The 15,583-nt window shown below is 63.4% G+C and carries 15 protein-coding genes; 5 read left to right on the top strand and 10 right to left on the bottom strand.

The genetic code is table 11. The features are described 5' to 3' along the window. Nucleotides 1-2,322: a putative bifunctional diguanylate cyclase/phosphodiesterase gene (locus tag CCK88_RS09170; protein WP_140048941.1), complete on the top strand. Its 2,322-nt coding sequence runs from the start codon at nucleotides 1-3 to the stop codon at nucleotides 2,320-2,322. 2 nt (nucleotides 2,323-2,324) lie between these two features. On the opposite strand, the gene CCK88_RS09175 is transcribed toward CCK88_RS09170, so the two are convergent. The 3 genes from CCK88_RS09175 to motA all read right to left on the bottom strand — a co-directional run bounded on the left by CCK88_RS09175 (nucleotide 2,325) and on the right by motA (nucleotide 5,442). Then, nucleotides 2,325-3,473, bottom strand: coding sequence for a FecR domain-containing protein (locus tag CCK88_RS09175; RefSeq protein ID WP_086470138.1), 1,149 nt, complete (start codon nucleotides 3,471-3,473; stop codon nucleotides 2,325-2,327). Between the two features lie 156 nt (nucleotides 3,474-3,629). Further along, a complete protein-coding gene (locus CCK88_RS09180; protein WP_086470139.1) occupies nucleotides 3,630-4,550 on the bottom strand; it encodes a flagellar motor protein MotB in 921 nt (306 codons plus the stop codon). 28 nt (nucleotides 4,551-4,578) lie between these two features. After that, on the bottom strand, nucleotides 4,579-5,442 hold the full coding sequence (gene motA, locus CCK88_RS09185) for a flagellar motor stator protein MotA (RefSeq protein ID WP_086470140.1): 864 nt from the start codon (nucleotides 5,440-5,442) through the stop codon (nucleotides 4,579-4,581). Between the two features lie 178 nt (nucleotides 5,443-5,620). On the opposite strand from motA, the gene CCK88_RS09190 reads away from it, so the two are divergent. Then, nucleotides 5,621-6,070, top strand: a complete 450-nt coding sequence (locus tag CCK88_RS09190; protein ID WP_086470141.1) for a hypothetical protein — start codon at nucleotides 5,621-5,623, stop codon at nucleotides 6,068-6,070. Here CCK88_RS09190 and CCK88_RS09195 read toward each other — a convergent pair. The 3 genes from CCK88_RS09195 to yghU form a co-directional block, all read right to left on the bottom strand. After that, on the bottom strand, nucleotides 6,051-8,117 hold the full coding sequence (locus tag CCK88_RS09195; protein WP_086470142.1) for a hypothetical protein: 2,067 nt from the start codon (nucleotides 8,115-8,117) through the stop codon (nucleotides 6,051-6,053). The two genes, CCK88_RS09190 and CCK88_RS09195, sit on opposite strands and share 20 nt — an antisense overlap. A gap of 44 nt (nucleotides 8,118-8,161) precedes the next feature. After that, entirely contained in the window at nucleotides 8,162-8,551 is a 390-nt protein-coding gene (locus CCK88_RS09200) for a YciI family protein (protein ID WP_086470143.1), read from the bottom strand. Nucleotides 8,552-8,671: 120 nt separating this feature from the next. Next, nucleotides 8,672-9,535 (bottom strand): glutathione-dependent disulfide-bond oxidoreductase, encoded by an 864-nt coding sequence (yghU, locus tag CCK88_RS09205; RefSeq protein ID WP_086470144.1) that lies wholly within the window; start codon nucleotides 9,533-9,535, stop codon nucleotides 8,672-8,674. A 143-nt stretch (nucleotides 9,536-9,678) separates the two neighbouring features. Here yghU and CCK88_RS09210 point away from each other — a divergent pair, with 143 nt between their 5' ends. Continuing rightward, nucleotides 9,679-10,788 (top strand): THUMP domain-containing class I SAM-dependent RNA methyltransferase, encoded by a 1,110-nt coding sequence (locus CCK88_RS09210; protein ID WP_086470145.1) that lies wholly within the window; start codon nucleotides 9,679-9,681, stop codon nucleotides 10,786-10,788. Here the strand turns inward: CCK88_RS09210 and CCK88_RS09215 are convergent. Next, on the bottom strand, nucleotides 10,785-12,158 hold the full coding sequence (locus CCK88_RS09215; protein ID WP_086470146.1) for an HD-GYP domain-containing protein: 1,374 nt from the start codon (nucleotides 12,156-12,158) through the stop codon (nucleotides 10,785-10,787). The genes CCK88_RS09210 and CCK88_RS09215 overlap by 4 nt on opposite strands. Nucleotides 12,159-12,362: 204 nt before the next feature. Between CCK88_RS09215 and CCK88_RS18415 the strand changes: the two genes are divergently transcribed. Continuing rightward, a complete protein-coding gene (locus CCK88_RS18415) occupies nucleotides 12,363-12,728 on the top strand; it encodes a response regulator (protein ID WP_170926404.1) in 366 nt (121 codons plus the stop codon). A 41-nt stretch (nucleotides 12,729-12,769) separates the two neighbouring features. Here CCK88_RS18415 and CCK88_RS09225 read toward each other — a convergent pair whose 3' ends face one another. The 3 genes from CCK88_RS09225 to CCK88_RS09235 form a co-directional block, all read right to left on the bottom strand. Next, on the bottom strand, nucleotides 12,770-13,990 hold the full coding sequence (locus CCK88_RS09225) for a PQQ-dependent sugar dehydrogenase (protein WP_086470147.1): 1,221 nt from the start codon (nucleotides 13,988-13,990) through the stop codon (nucleotides 12,770-12,772). Between the two features lie 134 nt (nucleotides 13,991-14,124). Continuing rightward, nucleotides 14,125-14,514, bottom strand: coding sequence for a VOC family protein (locus CCK88_RS09230; protein ID WP_086470148.1), 390 nt, complete (start codon nucleotides 14,512-14,514; stop codon nucleotides 14,125-14,127). A gap of 77 nt (nucleotides 14,515-14,591) precedes the next feature. Beyond that, nucleotides 14,592-14,882 (bottom strand): ArsR/SmtB family transcription factor, encoded by a 291-nt coding sequence (locus CCK88_RS09235; protein WP_086470149.1) that lies wholly within the window; start codon nucleotides 14,880-14,882, stop codon nucleotides 14,592-14,594. Nucleotides 14,883-15,062: 180 nt separating this feature from the next. Here CCK88_RS09235 and greA point away from each other — a divergent pair, with 180 nt between their 5' ends. Further along, nucleotides 15,063-15,545, top strand: coding sequence for a transcription elongation factor GreA (gene greA / locus CCK88_RS09240; RefSeq protein ID WP_086470150.1), 483 nt, complete (start codon nucleotides 15,063-15,065; stop codon nucleotides 15,543-15,545). Nucleotides 15,546-15,583: the final 38 nt, after the last annotated feature.

Here is a 15,583-nt window from a genome sequence, read left to right on the forward strand (position 1 = left end):
GTGTGGCAACTGACTAGATGGCTTTCGGCCGCGATGGCCATGCTCGTGCTATTGGGCCTTGCCTATAGCGGCGCGCTCGCTTCGGTCGATACACGCCTGAGCGACTGGCGCCTCATCGCAAGCTCCGTCCCAGCGACCGGATCTGTGGTCCTCGTCGAAATCGATAGTGCCAGCCTGGAGGAAGTTGGCGTCTGGCCGTGGCCGCGATCGCTGCATGCGGATCTCCTGGACCGGCTGATGGCGGCCGGCGTGGAAGATGTCGCCTTTGACATCGACTTCTCGAGCAGCAGCACGGCGTTCGAGGATGCTCAATTCACGGCCGCACTCGAACGCGCAGGCGGCTATGCACGCCTTGCCGCCTTTGCCCAGACCGACAACACCGGCGTCGTTCGCTTCTCGCGGCCCCTGCCCGAGTTCGCAGCGCAGGCCGAACCCGTCCTCGTCAACGTCCTCCTCGATCCCGTCACGGCCCGCACCCGCAGTCTGCCGGTCGCCGCGTCCGACGCGATCGGCACCGTGCCCGCGCTGGCCGTGGAACTGGCCCGCCCCCAAGGCGAACTCCCGCCGGTTCTCGAGATCGACTTCAGCATCGAACTGGCCGGCATTCCCCGCTACAGCTTCGTCGACGTCCTCTACGGCCGCGTCGACCCCGCACGCCTCGCCGGCAGGCAGGTCGTCGTCGGCGCCAGCGCCATCGAATTGCGGGACTTCTTCAATGTGCCGCGCTACGGCGTCGTTCCCGGGCCGCTCCTGCAGGTACTGGCCGTCGAGACACTGAAGTCCGGTCGCATTCTCACCAACCTCGGCTGGCTCCCCGGTCTCGCATTCACCGGTCTTGTCGCACTCGTTCTGTTGCTCCACCGGGGTCGATTCAACGTTGCCATCATCGGCCTGGCGCTGCTTTTCTGCTCCGCACTCGCGGAAGCCAGCGCCCTCCTGGCCTATTCCGGGGCGGGCATATTGGTGCGAACGGCCGTGCTCCATACCGGTTTGCTGATGCTGTTCGGCCTGGCCCTGGCCGACAGCGGCTATGCGCATCTTGTCGCGCGTCGTGCTGCCCAGCAGCGGCTGAAATTCCTAGCCACGCACGATCCGGCAACAGGGCTCCTGTCCCGCCAGGGACTGGTCGACCTCCACGCGCAACAGAGAACGCTCATTCTCATCCTTCTGCAGGTGCAGGCGCTCGACGAGCTGAGGGCAACGCTGGGCCACGACATCGTCGAGCAGCTGCTCGCACAAATCGCCGGACGTCTGATGCGGACCGGCTACACCCATATCGCACGAACGGCCCCGGCCAATTTCGCACTTGTTGCGGTGGATTTCGACGACGCTCATCGGCTAGCCGCCGCGGCCCGCGACCTCGCGTCGACCTTGACAGATATCTACACGGTCGACAGTCACACCCTGCACGTCGATGTCCTGGCAGGCTTCGCCGCAGGTTCGGCCGATCCCTCGGAACTCCTGAACCAGGCCGAAATCGCCCTGATCCATGCCCGCTCGGAACGCCTTCCGGCTCGTGGCTTCAGCCGGGCCGACCAGTCGGCGCTGGATCGCCATCGCCGCCTCGACAGCGATCTGCGGCAAGCCTTGTCGCGCGACCAGCTGCGACTTCTGTTTCAACCCCAGGTCGATCTCAGCGACGGACGCATCGTCGGCGTCGAAAGCCTGATGCGTTGGGAACATCCCGAGCTTGGACTTGTCTCACCCGCCGAATTCATTCCGCTGGCCGAAGAAACCGGCCTCATCGTTGAACTGGGTCGCTGGATCCTTGACCGCGCTTGTTCGCAAGCAGTCGCTTGGCCGGTGCCCATCTCTGTTGCCGTCAACGTCTCTCCGGTCCAATTCCTCCGCTCCGACCTGATCGCGAGCGTGGAGGCGGCGCTGTCCCGCAGCGGACTGCCCCCGGAACGGCTGGACCTCGAGATCACCGAGAGCAGCAGGGTGACCGATCCGTCACGCGTGCATGACGTGATGTGGCATCTCCAGAAACTGGGCGTTCACCTGTCCATCGACGATTTCGGCACGGGCTACTCTGCCCTCAGCCACTTCCGCGATCTACCCTTCGACATGGTCAAGATCGACCAGGGTTTTGTCCGCGACCGAAAATCCGAAAGCGACCGCGTGCTTCTGGCCGCGATCGTCGAACTGGCTCGCAAAATGGGCAAGCAGACCTTGGCCGAGGGCGTCGAGGACGCCGAAACCGCCGCCATCCTCCGCGCCATGGGCTGTACCTTCGCCCAGGGCTACCATTTTGGGCGCCCCCTGCCCGAGGATGCACTCATCGCGCTCTTGCTCGGACAGGTTGAAAAACAGTCGGCCTGACGTCAGAGGCCCAGGCCAAGCCCAAGGCCGTTGCCGCCGCCGGCATTCACATCCACCGATACGATACCCAGGTCGACACCGACATTGACGCCGCCGCCGTTGCCGTTTCCATTCCCACTGTTGCCTTTTCCGTTCCCATTCCCACTGTTCCCGTTCCCGTTCCCGTTCCCAGAATTGCCATTCCCATTGCCTGAATTGCCATTGCCTGAATTGCCGTTGCCTGAATTGCCGTTGCCGGAGTTTCCGGACCGGACATCGACGCTTACGGGACCGGCATCCACGGAAACATTGCCATTGCCGCGGTTGCCATTCCCGTTATTGCCTGTGTTCCCCTGGCCAACACCATTGCCGTTGTTTCCGGGCGAACTCGCCCGCACCTCGACATTGACTGGTCCGACACCGATCCCTGCCGATGCGCTGGCATTGCCCGAGGCGTTCCCGTTACCGTTGGAATTGCGAGGGCCGTTTCCGTTGCCGGGATTGCCGGAGACGCCGCGCCCTTCCACGACCGCCACCGCATCCTTCGCGGCGATCTCGCCGCTCACCACGGCGTCACGAGCAGCCGCAGGAACAACCTCGCCCTCGATGAGATAAGTCACACGATCCGATCCCGGTCCGCTCACGTCCAGCGGTCTCGACTGGCTCGCGGCCGCGGACTGCCCTGGCGTCACATCGACGACCATGCTGTGCGAGCTGTCCTGCACCTGCACGACGCCACGTTCGACATCGACGCGGGCCTGTCCGTTACGGTAGGTGACGGTGAACTGTGTCCCTTTGACCACGGCTGCCAGCACCGGCGTCTGCACCGAAAAGTGCTGCACGTTCCGTCGCTCGGCTTCGATTGTCACACTGCCCAGCGTCTGCACCACAGTGGTCATCTTCTGGCCGGCAGCATCGCGGACGGCGATTTCGGTATTGGCGGCAAGGGCAATGCGCTCCTGGCCCCGCACCAACTCTACGCGCCCGTCACCCGCTGTGCGGATTTTGCGCCCATCGGGCACCACGTCGCCACGCTGCAGGGCGACCCAGTCCCCGCCCTGGAACTGCATCACGCTGCCCCGCAGGCGTTCGGCGATCCAGTCATCCGCGAGCACCGCGGAACTGACCGACGCCATCATGATCGCCAGGAAAGCGGCTTTGCCAATACGCATTTTAATAATCCCCTCTGCGGGCGTTCTGCCTGCATGCTGGGGTCACTACGGCGCGCCACTGCTTAACCGAGCCTTACGGACCGCCTATGGGCGCATACGCCACTGCTCACATCCGGCCGGAGGGTTAACCCATCGTGCCGGAATGCCGCCAGAGTCTTAAGGTTTGAGCCCCACGGGCACCGGGGGCGGAGAATGGATCACGGTGATCTTCACCCGCTCGTTGGCGGCCATATAGGGGTCGTTGGGGAAGAACGGATCGTCCGTCGCGCGTCCCGAAATTGCCTTGAAGCGATCGTCGCTCATACCGAATTCCCCGAGGATCGAACGCACCACATTGGCCCGGTCCGCCGAAAGCTCCCACGGTCCATAGCGAGGATTGTCGTATCGGCCGCCGGCCGCCGTGTGGCCCGAAATGGTCACCTGGGCATTCAGCTGCTGCAGGATCGGCCCGATCGCGGCGATGGCGGCGCGCGTCTGCTCCAGGGGATATTTCGATCCCTCCGGGAACATCGGTCGTCCCTGCTGGTCGACGATCTGGATATCGAGACCCTCGTTGGTCTCCTCGATGAGCAGGTTATCCATGAACGGCGTGACTTCCGGCAGAGACTGCCATGCCTGCTTGATGCTGGCCGCGGCACTGTGGAAGGCTTCGTTGTCGAGCGATTTGAGGTTGAACTCGCTGTCGCTGCTGGCTTGCATCTCGCTGCCCTGCTGCCGTGCCGGTCCGCCGATATGTGTATCGGTGGTGCCCTGGTCCGAGCTTTGCGGCGATGCCGGTTTGTCTTCGACGATATCGGCGGACGAGCCCGACATCTGGCTGCCCGAATTGTCCATCGCATTGCCGCCCATGACGCCGCCCGCGCCGCTGGTGGTCATGCTTAGCGAAGCGGGTGCGAAATAGTTTGCCAGGCCTTCCTTCTGCTCCGGCGTCGTCATGCTGATCAGCCACATCAGCAGGAAGAACGCCATCATGGCGGTCACGAAGTCGGCATAGGCGATCTTCCAGGCGCCACCATGATGGCCATGGGCGGCCTTCTTGACCTTCTTGATGATGATCGGCTGATCGTAGTTCGCCATTCTGGCTGATCCGGAGGCTGGGAAGAAATCAGGTTGTCGCAGGCAGCGCGGCGGTTGCCGCTTCCACTTCGGCAAAGGTCGGGCGCACTTCGCTCATCAGCGCCTTGCGGGCGAATTCGATGGCCATCACGGGCGGCTGCCCGCCGATATGGGCCAGCAGGCCCACCTTGAGCGACAGGAAATATTTGGATTCGGATTCGAACGTGCTCTTGAGCGACTGCGCCATCGGGCCGAAGAAACCATAGGCCACGAACACGCCAAAGAATGTACCCACGAGTGCGCCGCCGATCAGGTGGCCGAGCACTTCCGGCGGTTCGGAGATCGCGCCCATGGTCTTGATCACGCCGAGCACCGCGGCCACGATGCCCAGGGCTGGCGTGCCGTCGGCAATCGCCTGCATGGCCGAAACCAGCCGCTCCTGCTCCTGATGGTGGGTCTCGAGCTCCTCGTCCATCAGCGCATCCATCTCATGCACATTGTTGGAGCCCATTGTCACCATGCGCATGTAGTCGCACACGAATTCCACCGCGTGGTGGTTCTTGGCGAAGGTCGGGAAGGCGTTGAACAGGGTGGAGTTATGCGGGTCCTCGATATGCGGCTCGATCCCGAGGATGCCCTTCTGCTGGATCAGCTTGTACATGGAGAACTGCACGCCCAGCAGTTCGAGATAAGCCTTCTTGTTGTATTTGGGCCCCTTGAACAGGGTGCCGAACATGGTCGGCACGCCCTTGAGCACCGGGGCGCCATTGGCGATGATGAAGGCGCCGATCGCCGCGCCGAGAATGATCACGAATTCGAATGGCTGCCAGAGCACCTCGACGTGCCCGCCCATCGCCGAATAGCCGCCGAACACGCAGGCGAAGACGACCAGAATACCGACAATCAGACGCATTGGGCTTACTCGAACTCGGGCACAAAAGAGCGAGCGGGGCCATGGAACGCGGCGCCGCGAACCGGATATTGGTCTGATTAGGCTTAACAGGCCGTGTATTTGGCTCCGCAACCATGCGGATGACACGATTGATTGCCCTGATATGCTCCAGCATCACTCCGCTTCGAGGAACACCCCAATGATCACGCGTCTCGCCGCTTCGGCACTCGCCATCCTGGCGCTTGCGTCCACGTCCATGCCGGCGACGGCTCAGTCCGAAGAGGAAGTCTATGACAGCATCGAATCCATCCACGGCAATGCGGATGGATTTTTCGAAGTCCTCTCGCTGCTCCAGGATGCGGTGATGTTTGGCGATCCGGTGACCTTTGGCCAATACGCCTTCTTTCCGCTGGCCGTGAACGTTGGTGGCGAGAGCTACGAAGTGCTGCAGCCTGACGACCTGACCGCTGATTTCGACAATATCTTCACGCCTGAAGTGCAGCAGGCCGTCCTCGAGCAGGACCCGGCCGACCTCGTCGTCACCAGCGAAGGGGTTGGGGTCGGTAATGGCGCCGTCTGGATCACCAACGTTTGCCTTGACGACGCCTGCGAGGAAACGCAGTGGGGTATCATCTCGGTCTATCCCTGACTAAGTCTTCGCCCTTCGGCGACGCCGCCGACAAGGCTGCGCGCAGCGTGACGAAACTGTCCGGCACCATGCCATGAAGGTTTCCGGCCCAGGTAAGCCTCTCGTCGAGCTTGGCGAGATGCTCCGGTCGCGCGATCACGCCAAGCGTCACCAGCTGCGCGGCCTGATAGGCCGCAAGGCGCGCAACATCCGAGGGTGAGTCCCGGAGCGCCTCGCAAAAGAGATCGACGAGCTCTGCGAGCTCGGCCGCATCGGCCTCCCCTAGCGCAGCGAAATGATTTGCGCGCATGCTCTCGAAGTGAAGCAGCGCCTCTCGCCATGCCGGCGCCGCGGCCCGCTCGCGCATGTACTTCTGCACGGGCCAGAGCAAGGCCGGCTCATCGGGTAGCACCATGCGGTAAAGGTCCAGAGCGAGCTGCAGGGCTCCGTCGTCATCTCCGCTATCGCGCTCGAGCCTGGCAGCGACCATCTCGGTCAGCAGCACGACGTGGCGCGCCTCCGCCCAATCCAGGAAGTCCCTTGCGGCCCTGTCGAGGCCCCTGCCCGCTGCCGAAACCCTCCCGGTCGCGCGCAGCAGGTCACGCACCCCGTCTTCCGTCCGCAACCAGGGATCGAGGCGCTCTGATCGTTCGTCCAGTTCGGCAGTAATCGACAGGACCAGATCGGCAGAGCCTGCTTTCAGCGGCCAGTGAAGGCAAAGCTGCGCCATTCGCCCATCTTCGCCGTCCTCCAGTGCTTCGATGGAAAGGCCCGCAAGCGCGACCAGTAGCACCTCGTCACGGCTGTCTTTCCATCGGGCGATCAACGCGACGCGCAGGATGTCTATCGGTGCATCAGGCAAGATTGCACGAAGCTCGGCGCGCGCGACCAGCGGGTCGGTTGTCGCGGTTGTGTCGATAAACCGCTCAATGCCCGCACGGATCTGCCCGTATCGTTCGGCATCGAGCGTGACGTCTTCACCGGCGTCGGTCGGATCGAGAGACTGCGCTAGCCACTCATGGCTGGGCGTCAGTTCGTGGGTCCTGCCGGCCCATGTCAGTGCAGTCTTAAGCGTTGCGAAATGCCGTGGATTCTCGATGAAATAGTCGCCGATCAGATCGGCTGCCGTTTCGGCCGCAAATCGTGAAGTCTCTGCATCGGGGGACATCAGCGCCTTGGCCAGCCGTTCCACCACGGCACCGATATCGAACCCCTTGAGTGCATCTTCGACGTCGCAATAGCGCTGCAGCACTGCCTTGTCGTACCAGAGCTGGGCGCGCTCCCATTCCGGTCCGTTCCTCTTGTCCAGTGCCTCGTGCACCTCTGCCATCAGCTCTGGTAGCCGGGGCCAGGAATATTGCGCCAGATCCTCCGCCATGCCACGCGGATCAACCGGGCGCTCATCGTCCCACTCGTCTATCCTGATCCGCAGGACTGCGAGCATCTGCCTCCGCGTGCGCGGCCACATACGCTCCATGGTTGCCTCCAGCACGGTGGCAACTTCGGGGGCCTGGAGGCGGATCCGCTCTGCCGCTCGTTCCATCGTCACCACGATGCCTCCGGCGTCGGCAAGCGCCCCGAGCGCGTCGAACCTGGCATCGATGGCCTCTGCAATCTGCCCGAGCAATGCAGGCTCGCCATCGCGCAGCGCACGCACAAGCGTGCCGTTGAGCATGGCGAAGCTCTTGTCCGGGTTTGCCAGTGGCAGGCCTGCGAGCGCCGCAAGCGCCTGCGGACGCCTCTGCACCTCCCACGCCTGCAGCATCAGGACCTGACGGTCATGCATGGACCAGTCCGGCGTCGCCGCGCGCAGCGCTGCCTCGGCCTCCATCGGCCCGACGTCTTCAGGCAGGGTTGTGACCGCCAGAAGGGCATTGTTTTCCTTTGAGATCACCTCGGCGAGCCTGCTGTTTGCGGCCTCGAACCGATCCGAAAGGGTGGCAGACACTCCAGCCGGAGCAACAGCTGGCCTGGCTCTGCGGCCCAGAAAGCCGAGGAGTGCCACGACAAAAGCGGTGGCCAGGATGGCGAAGGCGATCAACAGCAAGGCATTGGGTGCAGCGCTCATGCCAGGACATTATCCCGCCTGCCGCCGCGCACCAGCCTATTCTGTTACTGCAAGAATTCGGGCCGTCCCTGTCCGGTTTCGCTATGGGTGTGTTCCACCAGAGGCCGGATTTCCATTCGCGCATACCGGAGAATAGGGTCGTCGGCGAAGAGCGGCGTCAGGAGCTCGATGCTCTCGGCTTCGAGCAGGAGGAAACCGCCCACCACCTCTTTGCTTTCCGCATAGGGTCCGTCGGTCGTGATCAGCTTGCCATCGACTGTCCGCAGCGAACGTGCCGCCTCCAGCCCCGCCAGCGGCGAGGCGAAGATCAGGTGTCCGCTTTCGCGCAACATGTGGTCGTGCTCGATGGTGGCATCGTCCAATTGCTTGAAATCCGCTGCCGTGAGGTGATCCATCGATCCCGGTTCGAAATAGACCAGCGCCATGAAACGCATCGCATCCTCCGCTCATGCCTTGCCGGAACGACGAGCCGCCTGCCCCCAATTCGACGATGGCACCCAGAAATCTGCAGCGCCGGAAAAGAAAATCCCCGCTTTCGCGGGGATTTGCCAGGGTCAGACCGTGCCGCGCTCCTTGCGCAATGCAACCACCTTGTCCACGTCGGCTGCCGAGTGGCGCTCATAGAGGTGCTCGTCCTCGGGGCCGGTGGCTGCGTTGACGCTTCGTCCGCGCTTGACCGGTTCGCGCGCATCCAGTTGCCTGGCCCAGCGCAGCACATTCTTGTAGTCTTCGACCTGCAGGAATTCGGCCGCATTGTAGGCACGGCCCAGCACCATGCCGCCATACCAGGGGAAGATGGCCATATCGGCGATGGTATAGTCGCTGCCCGCCACATATTCGTGCTCGGCCAGCTGCCTGTCCAGCACGTCAAGCTGGCGCTTGGTCTCCATCGCATAACGATCGATCGCGTATTCGATCTTGATCGGAGCATAGGCATAGAAATGCCCGAACCCGCCGCCCATGAACGGAGCGCTACCCATCTGCCAGAACAGCCAGTTCATGGCCTCGGCGCGCTTGGCCACATCCTTGGGCAGAAACGCGTCGAACTTGTCGGCGAGGTACACCAGGATAGAGCCGCTCTCGAACAGGCGGATCGGCTCGGACGGACCATAGTCGATCATCGCTGGGATCTTGGAATTGGGGTTGATCTCGACAAAGCCCGAGCCGAACTGGTCGCCCTTGCCGATATTGATGAGATAGGCGTCGTATTCCGCGTCGTGCCCGGCAGCCAGCAGCTCTTCGAGCATGATGGTGACCTTTTGGCCGTTCGGTGTCGCCAGCGAGTGCAGCTGCAGTGTGTGTTCACCCCGCGGCAGCACCTTGTCATGCGTCGGACCCGCGATCGGACGGTTGGTCGAGAACCCCGCAGCCTTGTTTTGATCCCAGGTCCAGACTTTGGGCGGCACGTATTCGGTCATCGCGAAGCTCTCATGATGTGGATTTTGTCGGCGCAGTTCCATCGCCTTTTGCCGATATAAGCACAGTTCAGACGGACCGTAACCCACCCGGCCCAAATTCTTCGCCATTGCGGTCAGGTCGGCCCCCGCGCTAAGCCTCCGCCATGAACAGCCCTGCCCCATTCGACATCTTCCTCGTCGCCACGCCCGGCCTCGAGGCACCGCTCGCAGACGAAGCCCGTGCCGCCGGCTTTGGCGAGGCGAAGATCATCGAGGGCGGCGTCACGTTCCCGGGCATCTGGCCAGATGTCTGGCGCGCCAATCTCGTTCTCCGTGGTGCGACGCGCATCCTGGCCCGCGTGGCATCCTTCCGCGCCATGCATCTGGCGCAGCTTGACAAGCGTGCCCGCAAGGTGCCGTGGGCTGAGCTGCTCCGTGCCGACGTTCCGGTCCATGTCGAGGCCAGCTGCAAGCGCTCTCGAATCTATCATGCCGGTGCCGCCGCCCAGCGCGTCGCAACGGCCATCGCCCAAACCATCGGCGCTCCGATCTCCGAGGACGCGACCCTGCGTGTCATGGTCCGCATCAAGGATGACCTCGTCACCATCAGCATCGATACGACGGGCGAGTCGCTTCACAAGCGCGGCTTCAAGGAGGGCGTCGCCAAGGCCCCCATGCGGGAGACGATGGCGGCATTGTTCCTCCGCCAGTGTGGCTATTCCGGCGCCCAGCCGGTACTCGACCCCATGTGCGGTTCGGGCACGTTTGTCATCGAAGCTGCCGAGATAGCCCTCGGCCTTCGTCCCGGCCGTGAGCGCAGCTTCGCCTTCGAACAGGTCCCAGGCTTTGACGAGCGTTCATGGTCCACGCTCCGGGCCAATTCGGAGAGCCGGACCGTCGACCAGCGCTTCTTCGGTTACGACCGCGATGCTGGCGCCATCCGCATGGCTGAGGAGAATGCCACCCGCGCGGGCGTTGCCGGTCTTACCCGCTTCACCCGTCAAACCATCGAGGATCTGACCCCGCCGCCCGGCCCGGCAGGTCTCGTCATCGTCAATCCGCCCTATGGTACCCGCATCGGCGCCAAAGGTCCGCTGATCGGTGTCCATCGCACCCTCGGAAATGTCCTCAAGGCTCGCTTTGCCGGATGGCGGGTCGGCATCATTACTGCGGACAAGCAACTCGCCCAAGCCACTGGCCTCGCCTTCGAGCCGCCCCTGCCACCCGTGCTCCACGGCGGCATTCGCGTCGCGCTCTACCGCGCCCATCTCTAGGCGGCGCGATCGGCTTCCGCTTCCGCAACATCTTCGAGCAGCTGGAAGCCGCGCTGCAAGGCCGCGAACACCTGGGCATCGATTGCCGTGCCAACCTCGCGTGCCATGATTTCGAAGGCCGTGTGCACCGGCATGGCCTTGCGATAGGGCCGGTCGGCCGTCAGCGCATCGAAAATGTCGGCCACCGTTACGATCCTCGTATCCAGATCGATTTCCTCCCCGCGCAGGCCCATCGGATAGCCGCTCCCATCGAGCTTCTCATGATGGTCCCCGGCAATGCGCGCCAGATCGCCAAAGGCATCGATCTTGCCCAGGATCATCCGTCCCAGTTCCGGATGCCGACGGATTTCGGCCCATTCGCTGTCATCCGGCTTGCCATTCTTGTCGAGCACGCTGTTGGGCACGCCGAGCTTGCCGATATCGTGCAGCAGCGCCGCACGCTTGAGCCAGCGCCGGCGATCGGCGGAATAGCCCAATTCGCCCGCGATGAGGTCGGAGAACAGGGCCACCCGGTCGCTGTGGCCAGCGGTGAACGGGCTTTTCGCATCGACCACCTGCGCAAAGCCCGCTGCGATGTCATCGAGATAGTCCTCGTCAACTTCTCTCGCCAGCGCCTTGGGCTCGAGCGTCATCACGCGATCCGGCAGGTCGTTGGCGAGCAGGCCGTCCCAGAATGCGGCATCGTCCCGAAGCCGCGCCACTTCCGCGACAAGTGCTGGGTCGAACCAGCGGCCTGCCCGCTCCTCCACCTCGCGCAGGGCCGCATCTATGCCGCCACGCATGAAGAAGACGTCCACCACCTGCGCCAGCAGCGCGATTTGACCGAACTTCGAAATACCCTCGCCGATCAGCCCCACGGGTTGGCCGCTGCCGTCCCAATGCTCGTCGAGATCGAGGATGCCCTGTGCGACCGCTTCGGAAAACCGCATGCTCCGCGCGATGTCCGCCCCGCGCTGGCATCGCGTTTCTATCAGCTCCTTGGAGATTTCCCCTCCGTTGCGCGCGATATGCACAAGGGTCTGCAGCCGTTCGACAAAGCCTGACTGCCGCGCCGTATTCGCGATCAGGAACCGCAGGATTTCCGGCAGCTTGTTGTCCACCACCTTGTAGGCGCCTTTGAATTTGAGGTCATCGGCAAGGTAGAGCTGGCAGATGCGCGCCGCGTTCGAGCTGCAGCCGATATCCTTGAGCAGCAGCGTATAGTAGAGGTCCGAAAGCGCGGTTTCGTCGACGCCGAGCCGGGCGCCGATATGCATGCCGATCCAGCAGCAGCGCAGGCTGTGTCCCACCGGCTGGCCCTCGGTGATGTCGAGCGCAAGGCTGAGCGCACCCACGACTTGGGAAAGCTGGATGACTGCGTTTCTATGCATGAAGGGCCCCCGCCTGACGACGCCCAGGCTAAGGGAAAATGCTTAAACGACTCTCTTCCCACGCTTCAGGCGCTGGCCTTCGGGGGGCGACACGTAAAATTTGAACCAAATGGTAACCATACTGGCAGCCATGCACATGCAACATGCAACTGTCGGGCCGCGGATGTCTTCATTCCACACGTGAAGCCAACTAGGGGGTGTACCATGACCGACCTGTCTCGCGTTCTCGTGGTGGAAGACGAGATCATCCTTTTGCTCTCGCTGATCGATGACCTCGAGGATCTGGGCCTCGATGCCGTGCCGGTGACCAGCGCCCGCGGCGCCATGAGCCTGCTCGATCAGGTCGACGCCCTGGTGACCGATGTCGAATTGCCCGGCAATTACACGGGCCTGCAGTTGGCACGGTTCGCGGCCACCGCCCGCCCGGGCATGCCCATCGTCGTAGTATCCGGCGGGGTCACGCCAAAGGCCGATGACCTGCCCGTGGGCGCCGTCTTCATTCCCAAGCCATACAGCACCGCAACGATCGTCGCGGCACTCGAGCGGCAGGTCGTCGCCCGCGCCGCCTGAAAAAAGAAAACCCGGCATCGCTGCCGGGCTCTTTTTTCGCCTTACGATCCGCTGCTGATCCGCACGATCGTGGAGGTTCCGGCATCCCGGTTCTCGGTCACCGCATAGACCGCTCCATCGGGTCCGACACGCACATCGCGCACGCGCGCTCCGACATCCACGCGTTCTTCGCTTGCCACGCGATCACCATCCATCTTCAGGACGACCACGCCCTGCGACACGAGGCCACCCACGAGGAAGGCGCCGTCCCAATCAGGGAATTCCTCGCCTTCGTAATAGGCCATGCCAGAGGGAGCGATCACCGGATCCCAATAATAGACCGGCTGCTCGGTATCTTCGTTTTGGGTAATGCCTTCGCCGATCGCCGCCCCGCTATAGGCGACGCCATAGGTCACCTCGGGCCAGCCGTAGTTGAGGCCCGCTTCGGGCTTGTTGAGCTCGTCGCCACCCTTGGCGCCATGCTCGACCGTCCACAACCGTCCCTCGCCGTCGAGCGTTGCCGACTGCACGTTGCGGTGCCCCAGGCTCCAGATCTCGGGCAGCGCATCCGCCGTATCGGCGAACGGATTGCCCTCGACCGGCGCGCCTTCGGGCGTGATGCGGAAGATTTTCCCCAGGCCGCTGGCCAGCTCCTGCGCCTGGTCGCGGATCGGCTCGTCCGAGCGTTCACCAACGGTCAGGAACAGGTTGCCATCCTCGGTCGGCACGATGCGCGATCCGAAATGCAGCTCGCCATCATAGGTCGGCTCCTGGCGGAAAATGGTCTCGACATCGCTGATGGTCGCGCCGCCTGCTTCATCGAGAGTCAGGGTCGCAGCGGCCAGCGCCGTGCCATTGCCGTCGTCGCGCGGCTCCGCGAAGGATAGGTAGATGCGGCCGCTGCTGTCGAAATCTGGCGCCAGCGCCACGTCGAGCAGTCCGCCCTGCCCCCCGAAGGCCACTGCGGGCATTTCGCCTTCCACTTCCGTCGCCTCGCCTTCCGCCGTCACGATGTGCAGCTTGCCCTCCTTGGCGGTGACCAGCATGCGCCCATCGGGCAGGAACTCCATGGCCCACAGGTGCGGCAGGCCCTCGGCGATGACCTCGGTCTCCACGGCAGTCGCCGTTTCAGGCAGCGGCGCCCGTGTCTGGCCTTCGAAGGCCGGGGTCTGGTCGGGGGCATTGGGCGGCGCCGGATTGGCGGTTTCGCCTTGCGCCATCGCCGGCATGGCAACGAGCGTGGTCAGCATGGTGCCGACAAGCAATCTGGCAGTCAGAGTCATCGATGGGCTCCTTGAGAAGTGTGGCGCCTTGCGGCGGCTCCTGTCGGAAAGCCACGGCGGCGGAATGGTTGCCCGCCCCCGTGTCACATAAACGTTGGCGCCCGAACCCAACTTTTGCCCTTTTCGGCAGGGTCCTATTTCATCTGCACGATTTGGATGAGGTTTCCGCAGGTGTCGTCGAACACCGCCATCCGCACGGTGCCGGCATCCATGGGTTCGACGGTAAACCTCACGCCCAGGCCCTTCAGACGCTCGACTTCTGCGGCCATGTCGTCGACCATGAACGACGTATAGGGAATGCCGTCGGCCACCAGCGCGTCCTTGAACGGCTTGGTCGCCGGATGCCCGCTCGGCTCCAGCAGCAACTCGGTCCCCTCGGGATTGTCGGGCGACGTCAGCGTCAGCCAGCGATTGCCCCCGCCCATGTCGATATCGTGCTTCACCACGAAGCCCAGCTTGTCCCGGTAGAAGTCCAGCGCCTTCCGCTGGTCGTTGACAGGCACGCTGGTCACATAGATTTTCATTTTTGGTCCCTTTTCAGTCAAATCCGCAGTTCCACCCGAGGGCCACCCTCACCAAGGCCCTAAGCGTCCATCGCCCCTCACAAATACCGCCCCAGCCAGGCCGCCTGCGCCGCCCTGAGCGGCCCCAGTTCCAGCGCATGCAGCTTGGTCCGCCCCGACCATTCCACCCGCACCAGCCCCGCCCGCTCCAGCATATCCAGATGCTGGCTCACGGCCTGCCGCGACAAGGCCGGCTGGCCCTCTGCCATCGCTCCCGCACAGAGCTCGAACAGCGACTGGTTCGGCCGCGTCGCCAGCCGATCCAAGATCCGCCGCCGCGTCGGGTCCGCCAGCGCCTTGAAGATCGCGTCGAGTTGGTCCTGGGTCATGGCTCCGATAGGCAAGTGTTTTATTGCATGTTTATATGCAAGCAAATGCTTGCATGTCAAGTCGTGCGACAGATCGGACTTGCCTCGATCTATCCGAACACCCAAATCTGCCCCTCCCCCTGTCAGGGGGAGGCCGGGTGGGGGTATCCTTGGCCCAATCTCACAATCAGGACCATTGCAGTGAGCGTAGCCTTTACCAAGGAAGACAGTGCCGAGACGGCGGCCGAAACCATGCTGCCGGAAAAGCCGGTCCCATCAGGCCCGAACCTCGTGACCGCAAATGGCCTCGCCATGCTTGAACGGCAACTGGCCGAAGCCACCGCCGCCTACGAAACCGCCCTCAGAATCGAAGACATCAACGAACGCCGTCGCCATTCCGCCAACCCCTGGCGCGAGCTCCGCTACCTCACCGAACGCCTCCGCACTGCCCAGGTGGTCCCGCCGCCCGAAACCACCGACACCGTCGCCTTCAGCTCCCGCATCACCATCGAACGCGACGACGGCCGCACCCAGACATTTACGATTGTCGGGGAGGACGAGGCTGATCCCAAGGCAGGCACGATCTCGTTTGCGTCACCCCTGGCGCGGGCGCTGATGGGCAAGGGTGTGGGGGATGTGGCGGCGTTGGGAGATGCAGAGGTGGAGATTGTGGACATCGGTTAGACGTCGCAACTGTCACTGTGATGGGATCTCGAATAATA

The organism is Devosia lucknowensis (assembly GCF_900177655.1).
Lineage (GTDB): Bacteria > Pseudomonadota > Alphaproteobacteria > Rhizobiales > Devosiaceae > Devosia > Devosia lucknowensis.

What these genes read in the sequence shown, in the direction of transcription:
- CCK88_RS09175 (WP_086470138.1), bottom strand. Translation starts at nt 3,473, where the DNA reads ATGCGTATTGGCAAAGCCGCTTTCCTGGCGATCATGATGGCGTCGGTC.
- CCK88_RS09180 (WP_086470139.1), bottom strand. Translation starts at nt 4,550, where the DNA reads ATGGCGAACTACGATCAGCCGATCATCATCAAGAAGGTCAAGAAGGCC.
- motA (WP_086470140.1), bottom strand. Translation starts at nt 5,442, where the DNA reads ATGCGTCTGATTGTCGGTATTCTGGTCGTCTTCGCCTGCGTGTTCGGC.
- CCK88_RS09190 (WP_086470141.1), top strand. Translation starts at nt 5,621, where the DNA reads ATGATCACGCGTCTCGCCGCTTCGGCACTCGCCATCCTGGCGCTTGCG.
- CCK88_RS09195 (WP_086470142.1), bottom strand. Translation starts at nt 8,117, where the DNA reads ATGAGCGCTGCACCCAATGCCTTGCTGTTGATCGCCTTCGCCATCCTG.
- CCK88_RS09200 (WP_086470143.1), bottom strand. Translation starts at nt 8,551, where the DNA reads ATGCGTTTCATGGCGCTGGTCTATTTCGAACCGGGATCGATGGATCAC.
- yghU (WP_086470144.1), bottom strand. Translation starts at nt 9,535, where the DNA reads ATGACCGAATACGTGCCGCCCAAAGTCTGGACCTGGGATCAAAACAAG.
- CCK88_RS09210 (WP_086470145.1), top strand. Translation starts at nt 9,679, where the DNA reads ATGAACAGCCCTGCCCCATTCGACATCTTCCTCGTCGCCACGCCCGGC.
- CCK88_RS09215 (WP_086470146.1), bottom strand. Translation starts at nt 12,158, where the DNA reads ATGCATAGAAACGCAGTCATCCAGCTTTCCCAAGTCGTGGGTGCGCTC.
- CCK88_RS18415 (WP_170926404.1), top strand. Translation starts at nt 12,363, where the DNA reads ATGACCGACCTGTCTCGCGTTCTCGTGGTGGAAGACGAGATCATCCTT.
- CCK88_RS09225 (WP_086470147.1), bottom strand. Translation starts at nt 13,990, where the DNA reads ATGACTCTGACTGCCAGATTGCTTGTCGGCACCATGCTGACCACGCTC.
- CCK88_RS09230 (WP_086470148.1), bottom strand. Translation starts at nt 14,514, where the DNA reads ATGAAAATCTATGTGACCAGCGTGCCTGTCAACGACCAGCGGAAGGCG.
- CCK88_RS09235 (WP_086470149.1), bottom strand. Translation starts at nt 14,882, where the DNA reads ATGACCCAGGACCAACTCGACGCGATCTTCAAGGCGCTGGCGGACCCG.